At 42.1% G+C, this 23,170-nt stretch carries 20 protein-coding genes, 3 tRNA genes, 2 rRNA genes and 1 pseudogene (1 of these 26 cut by a window edge); 17 read left to right on the top strand and 9 right to left on the bottom strand.

Translation table 11 applies throughout. The features are described 5' to 3' along the window. From ACE1CA_RS24415 to ACE1CA_RS24400, 4 genes are all read right to left on the bottom strand, one after another. A 23S ribosomal RNA gene (locus ACE1CA_RS24415) occupies positions 1-1,033 on the bottom strand; it reaches 1,852 nt to the left of the window's first position. A 219-nt stretch (positions 1,034-1,252) separates the two neighbouring features. Beyond that, positions 1,253-1,328, bottom strand: a tRNA-Ala gene (locus tag ACE1CA_RS24410). A 21-nt stretch (positions 1,329-1,349) separates the two neighbouring features. Continuing rightward, positions 1,350-1,423 (bottom strand) — tRNA-Ile (locus ACE1CA_RS24405). Between the two features lie 116 nt (positions 1,424-1,539). Then, positions 1,540-3,027: ribosomal RNA gene (locus ACE1CA_RS24400) — 16S ribosomal RNA — on the bottom strand. The 16S and 23S rRNA genes sit together here with 2 tRNA genes alongside, the layout of an rRNA operon. Before the next feature lie 374 nt (positions 3,028-3,401). On the opposite strand from ACE1CA_RS24400, the gene glyQ reads away from it, so the two are divergent. From glyQ to ACE1CA_RS24380, 4 genes are all read left to right on the top strand, one after another. Then, positions 3,402-4,307, top strand: coding sequence for a glycine--tRNA ligase subunit alpha (gene glyQ / locus ACE1CA_RS24395; RefSeq protein WP_413280548.1), 906 nt, complete (start codon positions 3,402-3,404; stop codon positions 4,305-4,307). Between the two features lie 77 nt (positions 4,308-4,384). Then, the gene (locus tag ACE1CA_RS24390) at positions 4,385-4,864 is read left to right on the top strand and encodes a DUF4079 domain-containing protein (RefSeq protein ID WP_413280547.1); all 480 of its coding nucleotides are present in this window, start codon (positions 4,385-4,387) and stop codon (positions 4,862-4,864) included. A gap of 15 nt (positions 4,865-4,879) precedes the next feature. After that, complete coding sequence (locus ACE1CA_RS24385) at positions 4,880-7,174, top strand: ComEC/Rec2 family competence protein (protein ID WP_413280546.1); 2,295 nt, start codon at positions 4,880-4,882, stop codon at positions 7,172-7,174. Positions 7,175-7,215: 41 nt separating this feature from the next. After that, positions 7,216-7,302, top strand: a tRNA-Ser gene (locus ACE1CA_RS24380). Positions 7,303-7,455: 153 nt separating this feature from the next. Here ACE1CA_RS24380 and ACE1CA_RS24375 read toward each other — a convergent pair. Continuing rightward, on the bottom strand, positions 7,456-8,871 hold the full coding sequence (locus ACE1CA_RS24375; protein ID WP_413280545.1) for a helix-turn-helix domain-containing protein: 1,416 nt from the start codon (positions 8,869-8,871) through the stop codon (positions 7,456-7,458). A gap of 334 nt (positions 8,872-9,205) precedes the next feature. On the opposite strand from ACE1CA_RS24375, the gene ACE1CA_RS24370 reads away from it, so the two are divergent. From ACE1CA_RS24370 to ACE1CA_RS24350, 5 genes are all read left to right on the top strand, one after another. Then, a complete protein-coding gene (locus ACE1CA_RS24370) occupies positions 9,206-10,279 on the top strand; it encodes a hypothetical protein (RefSeq protein WP_486517511.1) in 1,074 nt (357 codons plus the stop codon). A gap of 264 nt (positions 10,280-10,543) precedes the next feature. Continuing rightward, positions 10,544-10,762 (top strand): hypothetical protein, encoded by a 219-nt coding sequence (locus ACE1CA_RS24365; RefSeq protein WP_413280543.1) that lies wholly within the window; start codon positions 10,544-10,546, stop codon positions 10,760-10,762. A 2-nt stretch (positions 10,763-10,764) separates the two neighbouring features. Next, complete coding sequence (locus ACE1CA_RS24360) at positions 10,765-11,100, top strand: type II toxin-antitoxin system PemK/MazF family toxin (RefSeq protein ID WP_413280542.1); 336 nt, start codon at positions 10,765-10,767, stop codon at positions 11,098-11,100. Between the two features lie 225 nt (positions 11,101-11,325). Next, a complete protein-coding gene (locus ACE1CA_RS24355) occupies positions 11,326-11,571 on the top strand; it encodes a hypothetical protein (RefSeq protein ID WP_413280541.1) in 246 nt (81 codons plus the stop codon). Positions 11,572-11,690: 119 nt separating this feature from the next. Next, positions 11,691-12,230, top strand: a complete 540-nt coding sequence (locus ACE1CA_RS24350) for a Uma2 family endonuclease (RefSeq protein ID WP_413280540.1) — start codon at positions 11,691-11,693, stop codon at positions 12,228-12,230. Positions 12,231-12,260: 30 nt separating this feature from the next. Here ACE1CA_RS24350 and ACE1CA_RS24345 read toward each other — a convergent pair whose 3' ends face one another. Then, positions 12,261-12,887, bottom strand: coding sequence for a Uma2 family endonuclease (locus ACE1CA_RS24345; protein ID WP_413264953.1), 627 nt, complete (start codon positions 12,885-12,887; stop codon positions 12,261-12,263). Positions 12,888-13,144: 257 nt separating this feature from the next. On the opposite strand from ACE1CA_RS24345, the gene ACE1CA_RS24340 reads away from it, so the two are divergent. The 4 genes from ACE1CA_RS24340 to ACE1CA_RS24325 all read left to right on the top strand — a co-directional run bounded on the left by ACE1CA_RS24340 (position 13,145) and on the right by ACE1CA_RS24325 (position 16,453). Further along, positions 13,145-14,416, top strand: a complete 1,272-nt coding sequence (locus ACE1CA_RS24340; protein ID WP_413280539.1) for a RuBisCO small subunit-like domain-containing protein — start codon at positions 13,145-13,147, stop codon at positions 14,414-14,416. 107 nt (positions 14,417-14,523) lie between these two features. After that, on the top strand, positions 14,524-15,519 hold the full coding sequence (locus ACE1CA_RS24335; RefSeq protein ID WP_486517510.1) for a flagellar assembly protein H: 996 nt from the start codon (positions 14,524-14,526) through the stop codon (positions 15,517-15,519). A gap of 40 nt (positions 15,520-15,559) precedes the next feature. Next, a complete protein-coding gene (locus ACE1CA_RS24330) occupies positions 15,560-15,823 on the top strand; it encodes a hypothetical protein (protein ID WP_413280538.1) in 264 nt (87 codons plus the stop codon). Between the two features lie 117 nt (positions 15,824-15,940). Further along, on the top strand, positions 15,941-16,453 hold the full coding sequence (locus tag ACE1CA_RS24325) for a GNAT family N-acetyltransferase (RefSeq protein WP_413280537.1): 513 nt from the start codon (positions 15,941-15,943) through the stop codon (positions 16,451-16,453). A 248-nt stretch (positions 16,454-16,701) separates the two neighbouring features. On the opposite strand, the gene ACE1CA_RS24320 is transcribed toward ACE1CA_RS24325, so the two are convergent. The 3 genes from ACE1CA_RS24320 to ACE1CA_RS24310 form a co-directional block, all read right to left on the bottom strand. Next, positions 16,702-17,037: a ribulose bisphosphate carboxylase small subunit gene (locus tag ACE1CA_RS24320; protein ID WP_413280536.1), complete on the bottom strand. Its 336-nt coding sequence runs from the start codon at positions 17,035-17,037 to the stop codon at positions 16,702-16,704. A 65-nt stretch (positions 17,038-17,102) separates the two neighbouring features. Next, a complete protein-coding gene (rcbX, locus tag ACE1CA_RS24315) occupies positions 17,103-17,498 on the bottom strand; it encodes a RuBisCO chaperone RbcX (RefSeq protein WP_413280535.1) in 396 nt (131 codons plus the stop codon). Positions 17,499-17,641: 143 nt separating this feature from the next. After that, positions 17,642-19,072 (bottom strand): form I ribulose bisphosphate carboxylase large subunit, encoded by a 1,431-nt coding sequence (locus ACE1CA_RS24310; protein WP_413280534.1) that lies wholly within the window; start codon positions 19,070-19,072, stop codon positions 17,642-17,644. A 263-nt stretch (positions 19,073-19,335) separates the two neighbouring features. Here ACE1CA_RS24310 and ACE1CA_RS24305 point away from each other — a divergent pair, with 263 nt between their 5' ends. The 4 genes and pseudogenes from ACE1CA_RS24305 (at position 19,336) to clpP (ending at position 23,143) form a co-directional block, all read left to right on the top strand. After that, positions 19,336-20,391: a ligand-binding sensor domain-containing protein gene (locus ACE1CA_RS24305; RefSeq protein ID WP_413280533.1), complete on the top strand. Its 1,056-nt coding sequence runs from the start codon at positions 19,336-19,338 to the stop codon at positions 20,389-20,391. 156 nt (positions 20,392-20,547) lie between these two features. Beyond that, the gene (panB, locus tag ACE1CA_RS24300; RefSeq protein WP_413280565.1) at positions 20,548-21,321 is read left to right on the top strand and encodes a 3-methyl-2-oxobutanoate hydroxymethyltransferase; all 774 of its coding nucleotides are present in this window, start codon (positions 20,548-20,550) and stop codon (positions 21,319-21,321) included. A gap of 221 nt (positions 21,322-21,542) precedes the next feature. After that, positions 21,543-22,446, top strand: a pseudogene (locus ACE1CA_RS24295) (RNA-guided endonuclease InsQ/TnpB family protein). Positions 22,447-22,540: 94 nt separating this feature from the next. After that, a complete protein-coding gene (clpP, locus tag ACE1CA_RS24290; RefSeq protein WP_486517509.1) occupies positions 22,541-23,143 on the top strand; it encodes an ATP-dependent Clp endopeptidase proteolytic subunit ClpP in 603 nt (200 codons plus the stop codon). Positions 23,144-23,170 lie beyond the last annotated feature (27 nt).

Genomic DNA, 23,170 nt, shown 5'->3' with positions numbered 1-23,170 from the left:
TATTTCGGGGACCTTAGCTGGTGGTCTGGGCTGTTTCCCTCTTGACGATGAAGCTTATCCCCCACCGTCTCACTGGTAATGTGTCCGCTGAGTATTCAGAGTTTGACTCGATTTGGTACCGCGCGAGCAGCCCGCACCGAATCAGTGCTTTACCCCTCAGCTATATTCATTACCGCTGCGCCTCAACACATTTCGGGGAGAACCAGCTAGCTCCGGGTTCGATTGGCATTTCACCCCTAACCACACCTCATCCGCCGATTTTTCAACATCGGTCGGTGCGGACCTCCACTTGGTGTTACCCAAGCTTCATCCTGGACATGGTTAGATCACCCGGGTTCGGGTCTATCAATACTGATTTATTCGCCCTGTTCAGACTCGCTTTCGCTGTGGCTGTGGCTGTTCACCTTTACCTACCAGTACTGATAACTCGCCGGCTCATTCTTCAACAGGCACGCGGTCAGACGTTCAATCGTCCTCCCACTGCTTGTAAGCTAACGGTTTCAGGTTCTGTTTCACTCCCCTCCCGGGGTTCTTTTCACCTTTCCCTCGCGGTACTGTTTCTCTATCGGTCACGCAGTAGTATTTAGCCTTACCGAGTGGTCTCGGCTGATTCACCAGGGATTTCACGTGCCCCTGGCTACTCGGGATTCAGCTTGGTTCTTTTCACTTTCGACTACAGGACTTTCACCTTCTCTGGTGTAGCTTTCAACTACTTCGTCTAGTTTCCAGTTTCCTTTGTTGCTGTCCCACTACCCCAACTGGTAATCCAGTTGGTTTAGGCTTTTCCCGCTTCGCTCGCCGCTACTGGGGGAATCACGGTTGTTTTCTTTTCCTCGGGCTACTAAGATGTTTCAATTCACCCGGTTGGCTCATTCTGGTCTATGGATTCAACCAGTTGTATCAAGGGTTGCCCCATTCGGATATCTCCGGCTCGATGCTTGCTGCCAGCTCCCCGGAGCGTTTCGTCGGTCACCACGTCCTTCTTCGCCTCTGCGTGCCAAGGTATCCACCGTTAGCTCTTGATAGCTTGACCTTGTAACACAAACTATTGGTAATTATCTACCTGCTACAATGTTTCCTATTTCTCTTCATCTATGCAGTTTTCTAGGTTCTCACTGGCTGATGTCGCCAGCATTCTCTTTGGTGCTTCACCAATGGAGGTGCTAACTTCATCGCAGACTCACTCGAGCTAGTCTATCATTTTCTTTTTTACTTAGACAAGTCTTTTTCCGCTTTTTTTCGCTATTTTTTTTGGTGGAGGTAAGCGGACTCGAACCGCTGACATCTGCCGTGCAAGGACAGCGCTCTACCAACTGAGCTATACCCCCACAATCACTTTGGGTTTCAGGTGGGCCATCCTGGACTTGAACCAGGGACCTCACCCTTATCAGGGGTGCGCTCTAACCACCTGAGCTAATAGCCCATTCACCCAACCTGAACATAGTTTGAAAGCCTGACCAATCTCGTTCGACCTGGGTATGACCTCATCTGTGACCTGATCACAATTTTTCTGCTCACAGTTAGGTTAGGTCTCCCTAAAAAGGAGGTGATCCAGCCACACCTTCCGGTACGGCTACCTTGTTACGACTTCACCCCAGTCATCAGCCCCACCTTCGGCATCTCCTTCCACAAGGGTTAGGATAACGACTTCGGGCGTGGCCAACTCCCATGGTGTGACGGGCGGTGTGTACAAGGCCCGGGAACGAATTCACCCCAGTATGCTGACCTGGGATTACTAGCGATTCCGCCTTCATGTAGGCGAGTTGCAGCCTACAATCTGAACTGAGCCACGGTTTCCGAGATTTGCTTGACATCGCTGTTTAGCTGCTCTTTGTCCGTCGCATTGTAGTACGTGTGTAGCCCAGGACGTAAGGGGCATGCTGACTTGACGTCATCCCCACCTTCCTCCGGTTTGTCACCGGCAGTCTCTTCAGAGTGCCCAACTCAATGCTGGCAACTAAAGACGAGGGTTGCGCTCGTTGCGGGACTTAACCCAACATCTCACGACACGAGCTGACGACAGCCATGCACCACCTGTGTTCGCGCTCCCGAAGGCACTCGAAGCTTTCACTTCGATTCGCGACATGTCAAGTCCTGGTAAGGTTCTTCGCGTTGCATCGAATTAAACCACATACTCCACCGCTTGTGCGGGCCCCCGTCAATTCCTTTGAGTTTCACACTTGCGTGCGTACTCCCCAGGCGGGATACTTAACGCGTTGGCTCCGGCACTGTGAGGGTCGATACTCACAACACCTAGTATCCATCGTTTACGGCTAGGACTACAGGGGTATCTAATCCCTTTCGCTCCCCTAGCTTTCGTCCTGTGAGTGTCAGTTGTGGTCCAGCAGAGCGCTTTCGCCACCGGTGTTCTTCCCAATCTCTACGCATTTCACCGCTACACTGGGAATTCCCTCTACCCCTACCACACTCTAGCTCTTCAGTTTCCACCGCCTGTCAGTAGTTAAGCTACTGGTTTTAACGGCAGACTTGAAGCGCCACCTACGGACGCTTTACGCCCAATAATTCCGGATAACGCTTGCATCCTCCGTATTACCGCGGCTGCTGGCACGGAGTTAGCCGATGCTGATTCCTCTGGTACCGTCAGTTCTTCTTCCCAGAGAAAAGAGGTTTACAACCCAAGAGCCTTCCTCCCTCACGCGGTCTTGCTCCGTCAGGCTTTCGCCCATTGCGGAAAATTCCCCACTGCTGCCTCCCGTAGGAGTCTGGGCCGTGTCTCAGTCCCAGTGTGGCTGGTCATCCTCTCAGACCAGCTACCGATCGTCGCCTTGGTAAGCTTTTACCCTACCAACTAGCTAATCGGACGCGAGCTCATCTTCAGGCAATTAATCTTTCACCTTCCGGCACATCGGGTATTAGCAGCGGTTTCCCTCTGTTGTCCCCATCCTGAAGCTAGATTCTCACGCGTTACTCACCCGTCCGCCACTTGTACCGAAGTACCCGTTCGACTTGCATGTGTTAAGCAGACCGCCAGCGTTCATCCTGAGCCAGGATCAAACTCTCCATTTGATTACTCTTGACTCTATACTTTTATTTCTTTGACGAGCTTGGCTTTTTTTGGCTTTCAAACTATACTTTTTTCTAGGTTCGGGCGCGTCTTGAGTGCTTCACTTGCGTTTGGCTTTCTCTCGACCGCTTTACTAATCTACCAATCCCTACAGGGTTTGTCAACCGTTTGGGAAAACTTTTTTGGAGAAGTCCTCAAAGTCACATCTGGAGGCAGTTTTAGGGCAGAATGGTTGAGTCAGAGAAGTAGAGGACTTAGGCACTGACACTAAATAGGGCATGGCGCAATGGTGCGTTACGTTAGCACTAACGCACCCTACAAGTAAAATCTTTGCGTAAATCCTAAAGTAGTTAGAGTACTCAGGTAAGGAAAAGTTGTGAATTTTCAATCAATTATTGCTACTCTAAATCGGTTTTGGAGCGATCGCCATTGTCTGATCGCTCAACCCTACGATATTGAAAAGGGCGCTGGGACAAAGAATCCTCATACTTTTCTGAGGGCACTAGGGCCAGAACCTTGGTCTATTGCTTATGTGGAACCTTGTCGTCGTCCAGGTGATGGACGTTATGGGGAGAATCCGAATCGGTTTCAATATTATTATCAGTATCAAGTTCTAATTAAGCCATCGCCAGATAATATTCAGGAAATTTATCTTGATTCTTTGAGAGCTTTAGGGATTCGCCCGGAAGATCATGATGTGCGATTTGTGGAGGATAATTGGGAAGATGCTGCGGTAGGTGCTTGGGGGACTGGGTGGGAAGTTTGGTTGGATGGGATGGAAATTACCCAGTTTACTTATTTTCAACAGTGTGGTGGAATTGATTGTCGTCCGGTTTCGATCGAAATTACTTATGGATTAGAACGGTTAGCAATGTATCTCCAGCAAAAGTCGGCAATCACTGAAATTCAATGGACAGATGACATTACTTATGGAGATGTGCATCTGCAAGGGGAAATTGAACAGTGTACTTATAACTTTGAAGCTTCTAATCCAGAGTTGCTGTTTACTTTGTTTGGTTTGTACGAACAGGAAGCAGAACAGTTGATTGCTAGAGGATTAGTTCTGCCTAGCTTGGATTATGTTTTAAAGTGTTCTCATACATTCAACTTGTTGGATGCTAGAGGTGTGATTTCTGTCACTGAAAGGACTCGCTACATTGGCAGAATTCGGAATATGGCAAGACAAGTGGCACAGCTTTACGTGCAACAAAGAGAAAAACTTGGTTTTCCTTTATTGAGGTCACAACCATCTCTGCAATTACCTGTAGAACTGGTATCCTAATTACTTGGTGAAGTAAGCTGGAAAAAATTTTGGGGAAAGCTACTCACTGTTGGTTATTGATGGGATAGTTAGGAAGTATGGCTAATCTGAATGAGCTTTTAGAACCGATCGCTTCACAGTTTAGAGCATTGGGTATTCCCGAACCGATCGAGCATTGGGGACATCCGGTTATGATGGCGATCGTTATCTTTGTGATGGGTAGCTTTGTCGGGTTAGCGGGATGGCGGGGACGGGTAGTTGCCGATCGAGAAACTGCTCTCAAAAGTCGCTCCGATCATCGTAAACTAGCACCTTGGATGTTTTTATTCTTGGCATTGGGGTACACTGGGGGACTCTTATCACTGGTAATGCAGCACAAACCAATTTTAGAAAGCCCTCATTTCTGGACAGGTTCAATTGTGTTAATTTTATTGGGCATTAATGGCGCAATTTCTATCAGTAAGTTTGGGGGTAACAAATCTGTACTTCGCACAATTCATGCTTACTTAGGAAGTGCAGCACTGTGTTTGTTATTCCTTCATGCAGTGTTGGGATTAAAGTTGGGTTTGTCAATCTAAAATTGAACTTTTTCCATGAATTCAGCCACTATTGCTTTTATTCTTTGTTTAGCCTACATCATTGGCTTGCTTTCTACAATACTTCCTTTACCTTGGGGAGGAATTGTTGTACTAATTTTAGGAATTATAGCAACGTTTTTTGTGCCTAGATTTTGGCGCAAAGGGCCGAAACGTTGGATTTGGTTAGTAGCTGGATTGGTGGGATTAGCAGCAACTTTATATTTTCAGGTGAGAATACCCCGACCTCCAACTAATGATATTAGCCGAGAAACTGGTGCTATGGAACAGTTGGTCACTGTTAGAGGTACTGTGGAAAGTATGCCTCGCCTAACTCGCACCAGAAAGGCGCAATTTTGGTTGGAAGCGACTCAGTTGAATGAGATAATTGGTAAAGATAGACCAGTACAATTGGGTAAAGAAGTTTCGGGAAAATTGTATGTAACTGTGCCTTTGCTACAAGCAACTGGGTTACATACCGATCAAAGAATTGCTGTTATGGGTAGGTTGTATAAACCTAAATTAGTTAGTAATCCGGGTGGTTTTGATTTTCGTAATTATTTAGCACAAGAAGGTGCTTTTGCTGGTTTAGCAGGTCAAAAAGTTGAGTTTTTGACGGAGGAACAAGGCGCTAAAATTGGTTGGTGGGCAATTAGACAAAGAATTATTCGTTCTCATACTCTTGGTTTAGGGGTTCCTGAAGGGCCTTTGGTGAGTGCGATGGTTTTAGGTAGTCAATCTGTTAATTTTTATCTGCCTGTGGAGCTTAAGGATCAGTTTACCCGAATTGGTTTGGCTCATACTTTGGCGGCTTCAGGTTTTCAGGTATCGTTAATTTTATATGTGGTTTTGTTGTTAACTAAGGGGTTGTCTGTTCGATCGCAATTCATCGCTGGAGTCATAGCTTTAGGAATTTTTTTAGCTTTGACGGGGCCGCAACCACCTATATTAAGAGCAGTGGTAATGGGAGTTGCAGCTTTAATTGCTCCCTTGCTGCAAAGGAAAATTAATCCTATAGGTTCTCTGTTACTTGCGGCAACTTTTCTACTTTTGTTAAATCCTACTTGGATTTGGGATTTAAGTTTTCAATTGAGTTTTTTGGCAACTTTGGGATTGGTGGTAACGGTACCAGCAATTAGTAAAAGATTGGACTGGATGCCACCAGTTTTAGCGGCAGCTATTGCTATTCCAGTTGCTGCTTCTATTTGGACTTTGCCTTTACAATTGTATGTTTTTAAAATCATTTCTCCTTATAGTATTCCGATTAATATAATTACAACACCATTTGTAACTATTCTTAGTATTGGTGGCTTTATTAGTGCGATTTTAGGTGTGCTTTGGCCGATCGCAGGTGGTAGAATTGCTTGGTTACTTTATTACCCTACTCATTGGTTGATTGGATTGGTAGAATTCTTTTATGAGTTACCGGGAAATTCGGTTGCGGTAGGGGCAATTTCTCAATATCAACTATTAGTTTTGTATATTTTAATTGCTTTAGTTTGCTTGTTCAGGTGGTGGCGAAATTATTGGTGGTTCGCTGGTTTATTGGCAGCAACTGTGATTGTAATTCCGGTTTGGCAAACGCAAACTGCTTTGTTTCAAGCCACTATATTGGAAGCTGGTAAACAACCAGTTTTAGTAATACAAGATAAGGGAAAAGTGACTCTAGTTAATAGTGGCGACTCGAGTACAGGGAAATATGATATTATTCCCTTTTTACAACATCAGGGAGTGAATCAGGTTGATTGGGCGATCGCTACTAATACAACAAATGATAATAAAAGTGGTTGGTTAACCATCCTTGGATATTTGCCCATTGCTAACTTTTATAGTAATTCATCTGCGGAAAATGGTACGCCGGGACAAACAGAAATTCAAAAAGTTTTGCAAGCACGTAAGGGAAATTATCAACCTTTAATTCCAGGTCAAATTATGACTTTTGGGACAACTTCAGTTCGATTGATTAATGCTGAAGTTCCTATGTTACAGCTTTTAATTGATGGACAAAATTGGTTATTCATTGGCGCATTGAAATCAGAGGAACAAAAGCAGTTATTAATCACAGAAAAATTCCCCAAAGTTGATGTGTTATGGACATCTGGAGAAAGAGTTACAGCAGAGTTGTTAAAGGTAGTACAACCAAAAGTTGTGATTGTTTCTGCGGATAAGGTTGATTTAGAAACCTTAGCAAATGTTAATCAAGCTAAAATTAACTTGTTTATTACTGGTAAAGATGGCGCAGTTCAGTGGAAACCGAGTGGTAAATTTGAAACATCTTTGGAATTAACAGAAGGTTACAATGCTTTGCTGTAAAATCAAGTAAGTTAATGATATAATGGATCAAGCTTGCCTTTGGAGAGGTGGCAGAGTGGTTGAATGCGGCGGACTCGAAATTCGCTATGGCGGCAACGTCATCGTGGGTTCAAATCCCACCCTCTCCGTTGGATTTGAAAATGGGATGGCTCTCTTTATCTAGATGTGATAATTAAATAATATTTCGGATAATAACTTGTGACACCAAGATTTTGAATTATCCCCATGTACAGACAATCTGGTAATGAGTGAAAAACCGGGTTTCTGCAAGGCAAATTTAATTACTGAGTGAGCGATCGCACATACACTACCAAAATCCTATTAAGTCTTAACAATGAAGTGCGATCGCCATTTTGCTCATTATCTAAAAACCCCCGCCTTTTCAAAGATTGAATTGTATTTAATATAATTTCTGGATTGTAATTGTTTGGCTTTTCCTGTAAAATTTGGCTCAAAGTTACAGCTTTTTCTTGTTTAGCTAAATAGTTGATAATCTGCTTTTCTGCTTCAGTTAATCTTACCCAGATTCGCTTTAGTTGTGAGCAAATCTCATTACTTAATATCAACGACGAATCAGATAAAAACTCACTGACACTTCCAGCAAATAATTCTTGAATCATCGTCGCTGTCACTTCTAACCATAAAGGATTACTTTGATATTTTGCAATCAAAATATCCCACATTGGCTCATCTAACAACTCTTTATCCTTTAATATTTCTTTAGCAGAATCGCCCAAACCTGTAAGTTTCAAACAATGGATAAATTTGTGACGATTGGCGTTTATATCTTCTGGTTGTTCGCTAGTAATCAACAACAAACTACTTGCATGAGACAATTTAGCGATTTGTTTAAATAACAGATAATATCCTTCAAATTCTGCTTGATAGTGACCTGCAAATTCTCCAGATTTAAATAACAATTGCAAGTCATCAATAACGATTAAGCAGCGATGTTTGCGGAGGAATTTAAGTAGTAAATTGATTTGGCGATCGATCGTATTAGGAACAGCAGCAGGAGAGACAAAGCTTTGTAGTAAATCAGTTAAAAAACTATCTATACTTGGACAATAGCGAAGACTGCGATAAACAATATATTCAAATTCTGTTGCTACTTCTTCAATTAGCTTTACAGCAAGTGTCGTTTTGCCAATTCCGATCGTACCAAATAAGGTAATAATACGGGTACGCTCTTGGATTAGCCAATTTTTTAAAGTATTTATTTCATCATTTCGTCCGTAAAATTCGGTAATTTCTGGGGCGTTATCTATGTCTAGATGGAGTTTTTCGGATGGTTTAGATATAGGATAAATTTTCGGTACTCGCCTTCGTTCTGAACAAATACTTACTTTATTACCACCAATAAAATCTCCTATTGAAACACTATTAGAAATAATAACTTTTTCTAAAATTTTACGCACATTTAATTTATTAATATTTTCCCCTAAAGCATCCGATAGTTTTTGCCATAATTCCGATGCAATATCTCGAATATGACCTTCACTTAAATGTTTTTCCGAGGCAATTTTCGCGTATCTTTCACCTTGTAAAGTCATTTTAAGAATTGTTTCTTGCAGATTGTCTAGATGTTCGCCTGTATGAGTGAAAAGTAGCTCATCCGCAAGTTTCAAAATTTCTGCAATATCCATAATCAGACAAATAACTACAATTATTGTTACATTATCCGATCTTTCCGACATTTTCCCGATCGATCAGGGATTTTTTGGGGAAAAGTTCCGATGTTCATCCGACTGACAGAGCGATCAGGCTTCGGTTTTGATTGAGTTAAAGCAGAGCAAAAGTATTTCAAACTGTTCGGATTTAAACCGCTGATGTGGGGGATAAGCCGAGCAGAAAGAGTATTGTACTGCAACTGCGGGACAATTAATAGTTAGACCGCTAGGTTATCTGTCAGGGTGCAATTGAAAGTTATCAGTGGGATGCAAACTTAAAGTGAGTAATTCAAACATACACTTAATCTCAAAGCCATATATGCGAAAGAAATCGTTCAGTTATGTTTGGAGAGTTGTGACTTTGGCTATATTAGCCAGCCCTCTAACGGCTCTATCCCCAGCCGAAGCAGTGCCAGCAGGAGTCCCTAATCAACCGTGCGGAACTTTGAGTAACCCAAGACCTGGAACTCTTTGCTACACGGTTACTCCGGGTGGCGGCAAGGCTAGTGCAGGCGGAAGTTCTCAGGAATTCTCAACAATCATTCAGGCAACTGAGCCGGAATACGTCATTGCTTCTGTGGTTGTTGAGGTCACAAGTGCTGCTGGTGAGAGAAACGGTCCGACTGTAAGTCAGATTTCGCCAGGAGGAACTGCATCTATTGTCACTGTAGCTACTAATAAGTTGCGAGAGCTAACGCAAATCAAAGGTGAGCTTCAAGCAAAAGCAACAGTGCTTTCTGGTCCAGCCCTAATTGAAGCACAGGCAAAACTGAGTGCTCTTTCGGAACAAGTACGCACTTTTGAGGAAGTTGTCACAAAAACTACAGCAGCGGGACAGGATGCGGGCAAGTTTCAGGTCACTGGGTCTGCAAGACCTAGAAGGTGTGGAACGTTTAATGCAGACAAGTGTGGCTCATGGATTGAGTACAACATCTACGTAGTCAGGAGGTATGTAGGGAATCCTATTGCCGCATACAATAGAGCGTTTGCAGTCGCTGAGGATGCTAAGAACACAATCAACAGATTAATTGCCAGCCAGTCAACCCCTAGTCAACAGCCGTCACAACCATCCAATTCAGCCTGTGTTACTGTCGATTCAAGAAACGGATGGCAGCATTTTAACTTACCAGGCAGTTTTACTAGAGTCGCAAGTATCAGTGGAGGTTGGAGTGTTGATGCTCGAAATTACTCTCCTGTTCGTTCTGGAGGACATACAGGACAGGATGCTGAACGGCTTGCTCCATATAATCAGTACAAATTCGATCAGAGATTTCCATTCGGTGCTTTGTTAATGGGAACAGGTGGCGGGACTTTATGGGTTCAGAATCCAGTATCTTTCACAAGTGGCTTTGGAGCTGTAGACATGAGAATTAATGATGCTGATAATGCACTTGGCGATAACGGAGGAACTCTTCAAGTGTGCTTCGGTAACTAAGTTATGTATTAGTAGTCCGTAGGGTGCGTCAGATAATCAAACTATTGATTAGATAATTAACTTAAAAATCTAACACACCCTACGACTCTATTTTGAGAGGCGATATGCCTACGTTACGCTACGCTAACGCTCTTTACCTTTTTTCACCCAAAGATCGATCGCTCCTAAGTTTTTTATAGATAGGCGATCGCATCCACACAAAGAGTGCGATCGCCTAGCCAATACCCAGCTTACCCATTAGGATAAGAAGCAGGAGGATTTGCCATGTCAACCACTGTTCAAGAACTTTACGATCGAGTTGTTTGTACCCTTTCACCAACTGAAAGACTGCGCTTGGCAACTCTTATCCTCAACGATTTGGTGCAGCAAAATCTGTCTATCGTCGAGCAAAGCGATACTTGGACTGAGCAAGATCAACTTGATGTAACCGCCTTTTCCTTACAATACGCAGCTACCCTCTTTCCTGAAAATGAGGAGATATAACAGTGTCGTTTAATCCTGGTGATGTAGTGACTGTAGATTTTCCTGGTGTCACAGGTATTAAACGTCGTCCTGCTGTAATTCTATCGTCGGATACTTATAATACAACCCGCCCTGATGTAATAGTTGGACTCATTACTACCCAGACAGATGCTTTAGGTGCAACTGATTACATACTGCAAGATTGGGCAATAGCAGGTTTACGAGTTGCTTCTGTTTTTCGCAGTTTTATTGTTACTCTACCCCCATCTGCTAACTTAGTTCTAATTGGTCATCTTTCAGAACGAGATTGGAAGGAAGTTCGTGCTTGCTTGAAAGTTGCTTTTGCAGATTTAGAATGATGAATAATTTAATAAAGACTCTTTAGGGTGCTTCAGACAATCAAATTTGTTGATGAGATAATTAACTTAAGAATCTGACGCACCCTACCACTTTATTTGAAAAGCGATATGCCGTTCGTCAGCTACGCTAACGCACTTTACCTTTTTTCACCCAAAGAGCGATCGCCCTTTTCTATACAGTTAGAAAAGCTATAATGACAAAAGCCATAAATATTGAAATTGAAAATGCCAGAACCAAAATTAGAAGAAAGAGTTGCTCAATTAGAAGCCGAAGTAGCCCATCTCAAAAGTTTAATTTCCCCCAGCAGTACTACTTCAAATCCTTGGTGGATAAAAATCACAGGAACCTTTGCTAACAGTACAGCTTTTGAGGAAGCAATGCAGCTAGGTAAAGAGTATCGCCAGTCTCAGCAAGAGGATGACGAACAACGAATCCCACCCCCAACAGAGGGCATTGTTATTATTAAGTAAAATATTGAGTCAAGAAATTGCTCTTCAGTCTCAGCAACAAGATTCCGAACAGTCTTCTATCGATTAAAATGTACCTTTTAGATACTGACCATTTGAGCATCTTACATAGTTAAATCCTGATGATTAGTTCTATCCAACAACTCACATTGCAAGACTTCTTGAAGCGTCCCAATATTGAGGAGTCGCCAGCTTGGGAGTTTGTGGAGGGACAAGCAACTCAAAAACTGATGCCCACAGCTTACCATAGCATTTTACAGAAGCGATTGACTGCGGCGATCGATCTATCAAATTCACCCTACGAAGCTTTTCCAAAACTGCGTTGTACTCTCAGCAACAATTCTGTCGTTCCTGATATTACAGTTATCCACAAAAGTCGGATTCCTGTCGAGAATACTGCTGTTGAAGGCGCACCAGATTGGATGATTGAAATCCTCTCTCCTGACCAAAGTACTACTAAATTGATTGCCAAAATTCAAATCTGCTTGAATGAGGGAACAAAGCTAGGATGGTTGATCGATCCTACGGAACAGCTGATATTAATATTGTTACCTGATGGTCGGATTTCTTTGCTCAAAAATAGCGATCGCTTACCCGTATTACCGGAAATAATGTTAGATTTGACAGCTATGCAAGTATTTAGTTGGTTGCGCGATCGATGACAATTGGTAGACTTTCTTTGAGTGTACTTGCTAACCTGGCTGCAATCCCGATCGAAAAACTTGTTCAGCAGTTAAATTAAAGTTAGGAAATCCTGGTGATTGAATCGGATTGTTACCCTGAAATTGACTAACTTGATACTCGTCTTCAACCAATTGATAAACTGAGAAAGTCGGCTGTTTCGGATTACCAATAAATCGCCTACCACCTAAACCCAAATAATCAACAATCCAATATTCAGCAATTCCCATTTCTTCATAATCTCCAGCTTTGACGAAATAATCATTGCGCCAATTAGTACTGACTATTTCTACAATAAGACGCACTGACGAACCCATTGTAATAATAGATTCTTTTGCCCAACGCGGTTCATTAGCTACAGCTTGTCGATCCAAAACAATAATATCTGGTTCGTAACCAGACTCGTCACGAAAAGGTTTAACTACGCATTCTTTCGGTACAAAGCAGTTCAACCCTTGATTTTCAATTGCAACATTTAATTTGTAGGAGAGAAAGCCTCCTAATTCTGAATGTTCGCCTGTTGGTTTTGGCATTTCAATAATTACCCCGTTGTGCAATTCATAGCGATGTTCTGAGTTTTCTGGATACCAGGCGATGAATTCATCAAATGTGACTTTTTTGGGAATAGCTTGTGTCATAGCAAAGGCTTCTTTTTTAGTCAATTATTATTGTAATCTAATTTCAAATTCAATTATCTCTCGATCGTACTTATTCATAAATCTCTGTGTCGATCGCACCTCTCCTTCTCTTTTTCCGCCAAGCACATCTTCACGATGCAAAATTTCTCAACTCAACTCTCCCCAATTAGACGATTTGTTATAAAATTTTAATAAAGGGCAAATGGCGTGATTTACTAACAGCACGCTGCGCGATCGCAAACACAAAAAATAGACCAATGGCTTACTATATCTCTCCCAAGTTTCTTGACAAATTAGCAGTTCATATCACTAAAAGCTTTCTCGAAATTCCAGGGGTAAGAGTTCCCCTGATTTTAGGAATTCATGGACGTAAAGGAGAAGGGAAATCCTTTCAATGTGAATTAGTTTTTGAACGCATGGGTATCGAAGCAATTCACATTTCTGGCGGCGAATTAGAAAGTCCAGATGCCGGAGATCCAGCACGTTTAATTCGGTTGCGCTATCGAGAAGCAGCTGAATTAATTAAAGTAAGAGGCAAAATGGTTGCCTTAATGATTAACGATTTAGATGCTGGTGCAGGTAGATTTGATGAAGGCACTCAATACACAGTAAATACTCAGTTAGTCAACGCTACACTGATGAATATTGCTGATAATCCAACTAACGTACAACTTCCCGGAAGTTATGACGCAACACCTTTACATCGCGTGCCAATTATTGTTACTGGAAATGACTTTTCTACTCTCTATGCACCATTAATTAGAGATGGACGGATGGAGAAGTTTTATTGGGAACCAAACCGCGAAGATAAGATTGGCATTGTGGGTGGTATTTTCTCAGAAGATAAACTTTCGTCTAGAGAAATCGAACAATTAGTTGATACTTTTATTAGTCAATCAATTGACTTTTTCAGTGCTTTGAGAGCGAGAATTTATGATGAACAAATTCGCCAATTTATTCATGAAGTTGGTTTTGATAAAGTCTCTTCTCGTGTGGTAAATAGTTTAGAAGGCCCACCAATTTTTCAAAAGCCTAATTTTAGCTTGTCTCGCTTAATTGAATTCGGTAATTTTATGGTGCAAGAACAGCAAAGAATTCAGGATTTAAGATTGGTGCAAGAGTATAATGTGTTGCGTCGTTCAAGTGGCAATACTATGCCAAATGTAACGATTAGCCCTCAACCACAAACTGAAAAACCAAAAGCTGAAAATGCCAAGGTTGTTAATAGTAATTATGGCAATGGTAATGGTCAAATTTCTAGCAATAAATTGAATTCCGAAACTCTCGAACAGGTGCGACAAATTTTGGCACAAGGTTATCGTTTGGGAATAGAATATGTAGATGAACGACGGTTTCGGATGAATTATTGGCAGAGTACTAATTCGGCAATTACTGAAGAATCGGAGGCGATCGCAGCTGTAGAATCATCTTTAGCTGAACATAATGGCGAATATGTGCGTTTAGTTGGTATCGATCCAAAAGCTAAACGGCGCATGGTAGAAACAATAATTCAACGTCCGAATAAGTAAGTTATTTTGGCTTTAATTAATGTTAGCGATCGCTCCTTTTAATGTGAGATGATGGAGGAGCGATCGGATTTCTTTTGATTATTACCAAATTTTCCACATCTCCAATAATGACTCGCTTTATCCACGATCAATTTGCCAAAGATTATCTAGAGGAATTACTAACTCCTTACGGACAAGTAAAACCAGCTCAAAAAGTTTTATCAGAGACAAGAGAAATAGATGTACTATTCATTCCCAATGCTTCCCCCGAAACCCTTTCCCAAGATTTAGGATTATTGGGAAAATTGGGAGAAACATCTGCAATCTTTGAACCTTTTCGCAATCCCGTCGATCCAGATGAAATTTGTAGTTGTCTCCTGAAAGCATTAGAAGTTAGAGAAAGTATTCAAAGACAAGCAAAGCGGAAAAATGCACCCAATGAACCCATCAGCTTACCTTACTTATGGATTCTTACTCCTACCGCTTCAACCTCTATCTTAGAAGGATTCCACGCTATACTAGAGGAAAATTGGGGTGGAGGAGTTTATTTTCTTCCCTATTATTTAAGAACAGCCATTGTAGTAATTCATCAATTACCCAAAACTCCAGAAACACTTTGGCTGAGAATATTGGGAAGGAAAAAAGTACAACAACAAGCAATTGATGAATTGGAAGCATTACCAGCAGACAATGTATGGCGAGAAAGAATCTTGGAATTGTTTTATCAATTACAAGAAAATTTAAACGTTAATCAAACTTTAGATGCAGACGATCGGGAGTTAATTATGAGATTACAACCTTTGTGGCAAGAAAAGTTAGCCCAAGTTGAACAACAAGGCATTCAGCAAGGCATTCAGCAAGGTATTCAGCAAGGCATTCAGCAAGGTATTCAGCAAGGCATTCAGCAAGGCATTCAGCAAGGTATTCAGCAAGGTATTCAGCAAGGTATGGAACAGGGAGAGCGTTTAGTAGTGGAGAATTTATTAAGAGCAAAATTTGGAGAATTAGATCCAGAATTATCTGCTTTGATCGACTCGATTTTGACCTTACCTCCAGAAGAATTTGCTTTCTTACTATTACAATTGTCTCGTGAGGAATTGCTAAGAAGATTTGGAAATCAATAGCTTTAGTTTGCGCTATTAACTATTTAACTAAAGATTAATTATGAGATTGCGCCGTCTGTATCAGGAAACGCTAACACAGCTTGAACAACAAGCGATTCAACAAGGCATTCAACAGGGTATTCAACAAGGAATTCCTCTAGGAATGCGTTTAGTAGTGGAAAATTTCTTAAAAGCAAAATTTGGAGAATTAGATCCAGAACTATCTGCTTTGATCGACTCGATTTTGACTTTACCTCCAGAAGAATTTGCTCCTTTATTATTGCAATTGTCCCGTGAGGAATTGTTAGAAAGATTTGGAGGTTAAGTAAAAATTGCGATCGCACTTACAAGCAAGTAATACACGCCTCCAATGCTATTGAAGCCACTCAACTTTTTTTTGCTAGAATGTTTCCCCGTAGGTTAAATAACTTGATTTTTTAAAATGGACATCAAACCATTATCTTATCAAACTCTTGAGGAAGCAATTGCCTTAGTGGATAAGATTTTTCCATACCAGAAAGATAGTATGTATGAAAATGCTAGAATCGCCTTTAGCGCCAGCCTCGAAAAAAATAATCCATTATCTAAATCGCTTCTTGAGCAAATGCAAATAATGGAAGCAAATTATTGGGTTTCTATTGATGAAAATTTAGGTAAAGTGATAGGAACTACCGGATTATATACCTACGCTGAAGATGAAGCTGAAGCATATTGGTTGGGTTATACTTGTGTAGATCCAGATTTCCGAGGTCAACGAATAGGAGCAAAATTGGTTGATTTTGCCATTGAGAAAGCGCGAGAAGCAGGCAAAAAGTTTCTCCGATTATACACATCAACTTTTCCAGACCAAGCAGTTGCTCAAATTCTCTACGAAAAGCGTGGTTTACGAATTATTGGTGAAGAACAGATTGAGGGAAGCAAATTTAAAAAGATATACCGGGAACTGAAGTTATAGCACTTTTATTGATTAGCGATTCTTCAACTGTTCGATAAAAGCTTGATGTTCTGGGGTTGCCAAACCTAACTGTAAAGCTGACTGAACTTCAACTAAATTACCCGCTAATAAAGCGGAAACTGCTAACCATAAACCTCTATGATTTGCTGTAATTAATGGTTACTATATTACCCAATAAAAAATCGGGGCAATTTAAAAATTACCCCTACTTAAAAACTTGTAATTATTCTATTACGCAATAGCAGAAATTAGAATCTGCCGGTGTTTGGTTTGTGAACGATGAAGCTGAGAACTTGGCACTGCTTCACGTTATCAAAACCCATCACGCGGATAAAGCAGTTGGAATTCTCAGAACGGCAAGCTTTGATTTCGTTCAAAATTTCATTGGTGCTGTTAGCGTTGAACAAAGGTAGTTTCCACATTGTCCAGTAGTGCTGTTCGGGAGCAGAGCTTTCGCTGAATTCTACACCAGGAATGAAGCCATTATCCAAAATGTATTGGAGTTGTTTGCTGATTTGACCATCAGAGAGGGGTGGCAAATAGGAAAGAGTCTCGAAACGACGCTCTTTAGGTAAAGTTTGCATGGCTGTGTAAAAATCCTTAAATTACGAATGTCTGGAAAACTGTGAATTTAGCGATCGGAATTATCCTAATTTGGCTCAGAAGAATCCCTTTCCTGTTCTGGATAATTACTGGAGTCAGAAATGGTTAGTTGCGTAATTCGCTCTAAATGCCTTCGCCGATGTTCCATATTGGCTTGCTCAATATTACTGCGAACCATCTCCGGTAAAAAGTCTGTCACTTCCTCTGCCAAATGCTGTCGCAAGGTCATTAACCGTAAAGCTAAATCCTGTTTCTCATGCAGCAAAGCTTCTAGAAAAGCTTCCCCATCTTGAACGCTATTTCTAGTGGCAAAGTCGTTCAACCAATACGCTAGAGGAGGATTAGTTTCACTAAGCTGAGCCAATACAGTCCGCAGCGCTTGGTAAGTTAAATAACTACTCAGCACCTTAGCTGTGTCTTTCGCAACTTTTTTTAAGTCCATGTCGTGACCCCAGCCGATAAATTTTAGATTTTAGATTTTAGATTCTAGATTTTAGACTAGGTATTCCTGCCGAGCAACAAAAAATGTTGTCAGATCTAAATATCCCCAAAATTCACCAATCTAAAATCCAAAATCCAAAATTGTTACAGGGTGTCTACGGCTTGGAACTCGAACTTGATTTCTTTCCACAGTTCGCAAGCAGCAGCCAATTCAGGTGACCACTTGCAAGCTTCGCGGATTACGTCGCCGCCTTCACGCATTAGGTCACGACCTTCGTTACGTGCTTGAACGCAAGCTTCTAATGCTACACGGTTAGCAGTTGCGCCAGGAGCATTACCCCAAGGGTGTCCCAGAGTACCACCACCGAACTGTAAGCAAGAATCATCACCGAAGATTTCTACCAACGCTGGCATATGCCATACGTGGATACCACCAGAAGCAACGGGCATTACACCAGGCATGGAAGCCCAGTCTTGGGTGAAGAAAATACCACGAGAGCGGTCTTCTTCAACGTAGTTTTCGCGCATCAAGTCAACGAAGCCCATTGTGATGCCTTTTTCGCCTTCCAGTTTACCGACAACGGTACCGGAGTGCAGGTGGTCTCCACCAGACATCCGTAAGCACTTGGCTAATACGCGGAAGTGAATTCCGTGAATCCGTTGACGATCGATCACCGCGTGCATAGCCCGGTGGATGTGGAGCAGAATACCGTTACGACGGCACCAACGAGCCAATGTGGTGTTAGCGGTAAAACCACCAGTCAGGTAGTCGTGCATGATGATCGGGGTTTTGAGTTCTTTAGCGAATTCTGCCCGTTCCATCATTTCTTCGCAGGTGGGGGCGGTAACGTTCAGGTAGTGACCTTTGATTTCGCCTGTTTCTGCTTGAGCTTTTTCGATCGCTTCTTGAACAAACAAGAATCGATCGCGCCAGCGCATAAATGGCTGAGAGTTAATGTTTTCGTCGTCTTTGGTGAAGTCCAAACCACCGCGCAGACATTCGTAAACCGCACGTCCATAGTTCTTCGCAGACAAACCGAGTTTAGGTTTGATCGTGCAACCTAACAAAGGACGACCATACTTGTTCAACTTGTCGCGCTCAACCACAATCCCGTGTGGAGGGCCTTGGAAAGTCTTCAGGTAAGCGACTGGAATCCGCATATCTTCCAAACGCAATGCCTTCAGAGCTTTAAAACCAAATACGTTACCTACGATCGAGGTAAGCATATTGGTGACAGAACCTTCTTCAAACAGATCTAGAGGATAAGCAACAAAGCAGAAATATTGATTATCTTCACCAGGAACTGGTTCGATATCATAACAACGACCTTTGTAGCGATCTAGGTCTGTCAATAAGTCAGTCCATACTGTTGTCCATGTACCAGTAGAAGACTCAGCAGCTACCGCAGCGCCAGCTTCTTCTGGAGGAACTCCTGGCTGAGGCGTAACCCGGAAACAAGCCAAAATATCTGTATCTTTTGGTGTGTAATCTGGAGTGTAATATGTAAGCCTGTAATCTTTTACCCCTGCTTGATACCCAGATTTGCTCTGAGTCTTAGTTTGAGCGTAAGACATAATCTACTGTTCCTGGGAATGACTTGAATTTTTATCTGCCTTTTTTGGCTGTCGTTTTAAACTATATCAACAAATGTATTCTTTAAACTTCAAATTTTTTTTAGCTTTTCATAACCTAAAGTTATATTATGCTGCTAACTATGAATTTTTGTTGCAAAGTTCATCTAAAAAGTTACATTTTATGGTTAAGCGATCGACGATCGATCAATCTATTTCCCCGACTAAATTAGTGTAGAGAACGAGAATAAACATTTGGTAAAAACATGAGAAAACCGCATCAACTGATGAGTTTAAGTCTTAGCTTGTTAGGGTTAGGAGTGATTTTGGGACAAAGCAACTTTGGTGTATTTGCTCAATCGGTATCTAGAGATCGATCGACCCCATATTATATAGATGGAGCACCACCTCCGGGAGTAGCACCCTTGCCTGTTCAACCTTTACCTGCCAGACAAACAGAATATCGCGTCGGAGCGCTGCAACCAGATTTTACTGGTAGTCTTTGGGTAGGTTCCTGGCGAGGTTTAGCCAGAATTGATCCTAATACAGGGCGAATTTTAGCTAGAGTTGCTTTACCTGATTATGCGATCGCTGCCTTAGCTCAAGATAAAGTAGGTAGAATTTGGGTAGGGACTTATCAGGGTTTACAACGAGTCGATCCTCGCACTAACGAAATTACCGCGCAAAATTATGTAATACCTTCTAAAAGAGTTTTATCACTGTTAATTGACAAAAGAGGCTATTTGTGGGTGGGAGGCGATCGCGGTTTAGCATTAATTAGTCCTGACGAAGGATTATTAATGACAACTCTGCAAAAACTACGCGGTGTCAGTGCTAACGCCCTCAGTCTCGATCCTGAAGGTCAACTTTGGGTAGGAACACTAGATGGTTTAGTTAGAGTTGACACTGCTAGTGCATTTCCCATTGCTGATGTTACTAATCTTCCAGGTACTACCGTACAAGCTTTAGCTTTAGACACTAGAGGTAGTCTTTGGGTAGGAACACCCAGCAGTTTAATTGAACTCGATCCACTTACCGGAAACACGATCCGTGTGGTTCCAGAGTTTAACCAGCGCAATATTACAGCTTTAGCAGTTGACAAATTAGGTAGTCTTTGGATCGGTACAGATAATGGTGTCTTTCGCTACGACCCTTACCGAGCTAGATTGGTTGGTCAAGTGTCAGGTTTACCCGCTGCTAGAGTCCTTTCCCTCTCCCCAGACACAGGCAATAAACTTTGGGTAGCTACAAGCGAAGGGTTAGCTTGGGTAAAAGTAGATACAGGTGTTGCTACCGCCCATCGTGGGTTTAGTCGCCAGTAGGAGATGGGGGGATGGGGAGATGGGGGGATGGGGAGGTGGGGAGGTGGGGAGATGGGGGGATGGGGGGATGGGGAGATGGGGAGATGGGGGAAACTCAAAACTTGCTTAATTCCTAACTCAAAACTCAAAACTCAAAACTCAAAACTTTTATTTCTAATGGCAGTCACGACTCAGCAACTAATTCAATATAAACAGCAAGGGCGTTCAATTGTAACGCTCACAGCTTGGGATTATGCTATTGCTCAATTGTTGGATTTAGCTGGGGTAGATGTGATTTTAGTGGGTGATTCTTTGGCGATGGTAGCTTTGGGTTATGAAACTACATTGCCAATTACGCTTGAGGAAATGATTCATCATGCTAAAGCTGTTCGTCGGGGTGTAAAACAAGCTTTAGTAGTTTGCGATTTGCCGTTTTTAAGTTATCAAGAAAGTCCGCAACAAGCGATGCGATCGGCAGGAAGAATTCTGAAAGAAACGGGAGTGCAAGCAGTAAAATTAGAAGGGGGATATCCAGCGATCGCGCAAACAGTTTCCTTCTTAGTTCAAGCGGGAATTCCTGTCTTAGGTCATGTTGGTTTAACACCGCAATCGGTACATAAATTAGGATATCGAAAACAGGGGAAAAGTGCTGAGGAAGGAGAGCGAATTTTTCAAGAAGCGATCGCCTTAGAAGCAGCCGGAGCTTTTGCTATAGTATTAGAACATATTCCTAGCGAATTAGCATTAAGAATCACCGAAAAACTTTCAATTCCTACCATTGGAATTGGTGCAGGTATTCATTGTGACGGACAAGTTTTAGTCACTGCGGATATGTTAGGAATGACTCTCAAACAACCACCTTTTGCCAAAGCTTATATCAATTTACAAGAAATAATTACTCAAGCCGTGCAAAATTATAGCAATGAAGTCAAAGAGCGAAAATTTCCTTGAATAACCACCACTTTTTTTGAACCACAGAGACACAGAGAACGCTCCAGAAAAGAGAGAGTTTATAGCTTAGATAGAATTGTCCTTTTATCTTAATGTCGCAATTCATCTCCCGTTACAACGAAGTTTAACGGGAGATGAATTGTGACCAACAACTCAAATTGAGCGTAGCGAATCGATATAATTAGTGATATACTGTTAGGTATTCCCGGATTCATCAAGTGATGTTAACAGCTTTAAAGGCAAGATTGTATCCAAATAAAGAACAGCAAATAGCCCTAGCTCAAAACTTCGGCTACTGCCGCTTTGTTTGGAACCATTACCTAAATAAAAGCAACACTCAATACCAAGAAACCGGGAAAGGATTAAGCTATTGTGACATGGCGAAAGATTTGACGCAGCTAAAGAAGCAAGAAGAATTCTTGTGGTTAAAAGATGCGTCATCTTCGGCATTGCAACAATCGCTGAAAAACCTAGAAGCAGCATTTAAAAACTTCTTTGAACAGCGAGCTAAGTTTCCGAAGTTCAAAAGTAAGCACAAAAAGCAATCTCTGAGATACCCAGCAGGTTGCTCAGTAAAAGGCAATGGCATTCAACTCCCTTACTAGACAAGATTTCCTCCATAAACTCTCTCATCAGTTAGTGGGTGATAACCAAGCTGTTGTAGTAGAAAACATGAGTGTAAAGGGACTAGCACGAACCAAATTAGCTAAATCTGTATTGGATGCTGGATTTGGTATGTTGGTTAATTTCTTAGGCTACAAACTGAAAAGAGTTGGCGGAATTCTCGTAGAAGTTGACAGATTCTTCCCCAGTACCAAGCTTTGTAGTTGCTGCAAATACAAGAATGATTCTCTCACTCTAAAAGATAGAGAATGGACTTGTCCAGTATGCAAAACTTACCACGATCGCGATGAGAATGCCGCCAAGAATATTAGGGAAGAAGGCATTAATATCCTGTCAACAAATACCGTTGGGCAAACGGAATTTCAAGCTTGTGGAGAGCAAGTAAGACTCGTTAGCAATTCTGCTAAAAAGCGTTGTTCCAAGAAACAAGAATCTCCCGGTAAGCTACGCTGTACCGGGAGAGTGTCAATGATTCCCCAGTCCCCAATCCCCAATCCCTAGTCCCCAGTCCCCCTTTCGGTTATCCACACAAAGCGCGTTACCCGACAAACCGATAAAATCATATTAAGAAAATTAACAAAAAAAGCAGGCTCAGATGATTCCCACCGTTATTGAACAGTCTGGTCGCGGTGAACGCGCCTTTGATATTTACTCCCGACTCTTGCGGGAGAGAATCATCTTCTTAGGGAAACAAATTGACTCAGACTTGGCTAACCTAATTGTTGCTCAGTTGCTTTATTTAGACTCCGACGACCCGGAAAAACCTGTCTACATCTATATAAATTCTCCGGGTGGTTCGGTAACGGCAGGTATGGGTATTTACGATACCATGAAGCAAATCCGTCCAGAAGTCTACACTATTTGTACTGGATTGGCTGCCAGTATGGGCGCATTTTTACTGAGTGCTGGGACTAAAGGAAAGCGGATGAGTTTACCTCATTCTCGGATTATGATTCACCAACCTTTGGGGGGGGCGCAAGGTCAAGCTACTGATATTGAAATTCAGGCGAAGGAAATTTTATACCACAAACGTCGCTTGAATGAGATGTTAGCAGAACACACAGGTCAGCCTTTAGAGCGTATTGAGATCGACACAGAAAGAGACTTCTTTATGTCAGCGCATGAAGCTCAAGACTACGGTTTGATTGACCAAGTAATCGATCGCACTGCTGCTGGTAGCAAACCTGTAGCTGTCTAATTAAAGAGGTACGTTGTTGCGCTTTAG

Origin of the sequence: Floridaenema evergladense BLCC-F167 (assembly GCF_041929205.2) — a bacterium.
Classification (GTDB): domain Bacteria; phylum Cyanobacteriota; class Cyanobacteriia; order Cyanobacteriales; family Aerosakkonemataceae; genus Floridanema; species Floridanema evergladense.
This window is presented reverse-complemented; position numbering and strand designations above follow the sequence as displayed.

Excerpts from the sequence above, each read along its gene's own strand:
- ACE1CA_RS24350 (WP_413280540.1), top strand. The coding sequence starts at position 11,691 with ATGATTAGTTCTATCCAACAACTCACATTGCAAGACTTCTTGAAGCGT.
- ACE1CA_RS24390 (WP_413280547.1), top strand. The coding sequence starts at position 4,385 with ATGGCTAATCTGAATGAGCTTTTAGAACCGATCGCTTCACAGTTTAGA.
- ACE1CA_RS24325 (WP_413280537.1), top strand. The coding sequence starts at position 15,941 with ATGGACATCAAACCATTATCTTATCAAACTCTTGAGGAAGCAATTGCC.
- ACE1CA_RS24320 (WP_413280536.1), bottom strand. The coding sequence starts at position 17,037 with ATGCAAACTTTACCTAAAGAGCGTCGTTTCGAGACTCTTTCCTATTTG.
- ACE1CA_RS24365 (WP_413280543.1), top strand. The coding sequence starts at position 10,544 with ATGTCAACCACTGTTCAAGAACTTTACGATCGAGTTGTTTGTACCCTT.
- clpP (WP_486517509.1), top strand. The coding sequence starts at position 22,541 with ATGATTCCCACCGTTATTGAACAGTCTGGTCGCGGTGAACGCGCCTTT.
- rcbX (WP_413280535.1), bottom strand. The coding sequence starts at position 17,498 with ATGGACTTAAAAAAAGTTGCGAAAGACACAGCTAAGGTGCTGAGTAGT.
- ACE1CA_RS24310 (WP_413280534.1), bottom strand. The coding sequence starts at position 19,072 with ATGTCTTACGCTCAAACTAAGACTCAGAGCAAATCTGGGTATCAAGCA.
- ACE1CA_RS24335 (WP_486517510.1), top strand. The coding sequence starts at position 14,524 with ATGACTCGCTTTATCCACGATCAATTTGCCAAAGATTATCTAGAGGAA.
- ACE1CA_RS24345 (WP_413264953.1), bottom strand. The coding sequence starts at position 12,887 with ATGACACAAGCTATTCCCAAAAAAGTCACATTTGATGAATTCATCGCC.
- ACE1CA_RS24305 (WP_413280533.1), top strand. The coding sequence starts at position 19,336 with ATGAGAAAACCGCATCAACTGATGAGTTTAAGTCTTAGCTTGTTAGGG.
- ACE1CA_RS24330 (WP_413280538.1), top strand. The coding sequence starts at position 15,560 with ATGAGATTGCGCCGTCTGTATCAGGAAACGCTAACACAGCTTGAACAA.
- panB (WP_413280565.1), top strand. The coding sequence starts at position 20,548 with ATGGCAGTCACGACTCAGCAACTAATTCAATATAAACAGCAAGGGCGT.
- ACE1CA_RS24375 (WP_413280545.1), bottom strand. The coding sequence starts at position 8,871 with ATGTCGGAAAGATCGGATAATGTAACAATAATTGTAGTTATTTGTCTG.
- ACE1CA_RS24385 (WP_413280546.1), top strand. The coding sequence starts at position 4,880 with ATGAATTCAGCCACTATTGCTTTTATTCTTTGTTTAGCCTACATCATT.
- ACE1CA_RS24355 (WP_413280541.1), top strand. The coding sequence starts at position 11,326 with ATGCCAGAACCAAAATTAGAAGAAAGAGTTGCTCAATTAGAAGCCGAA.
- ACE1CA_RS24340 (WP_413280539.1), top strand. The coding sequence starts at position 13,145 with ATGGCTTACTATATCTCTCCCAAGTTTCTTGACAAATTAGCAGTTCAT.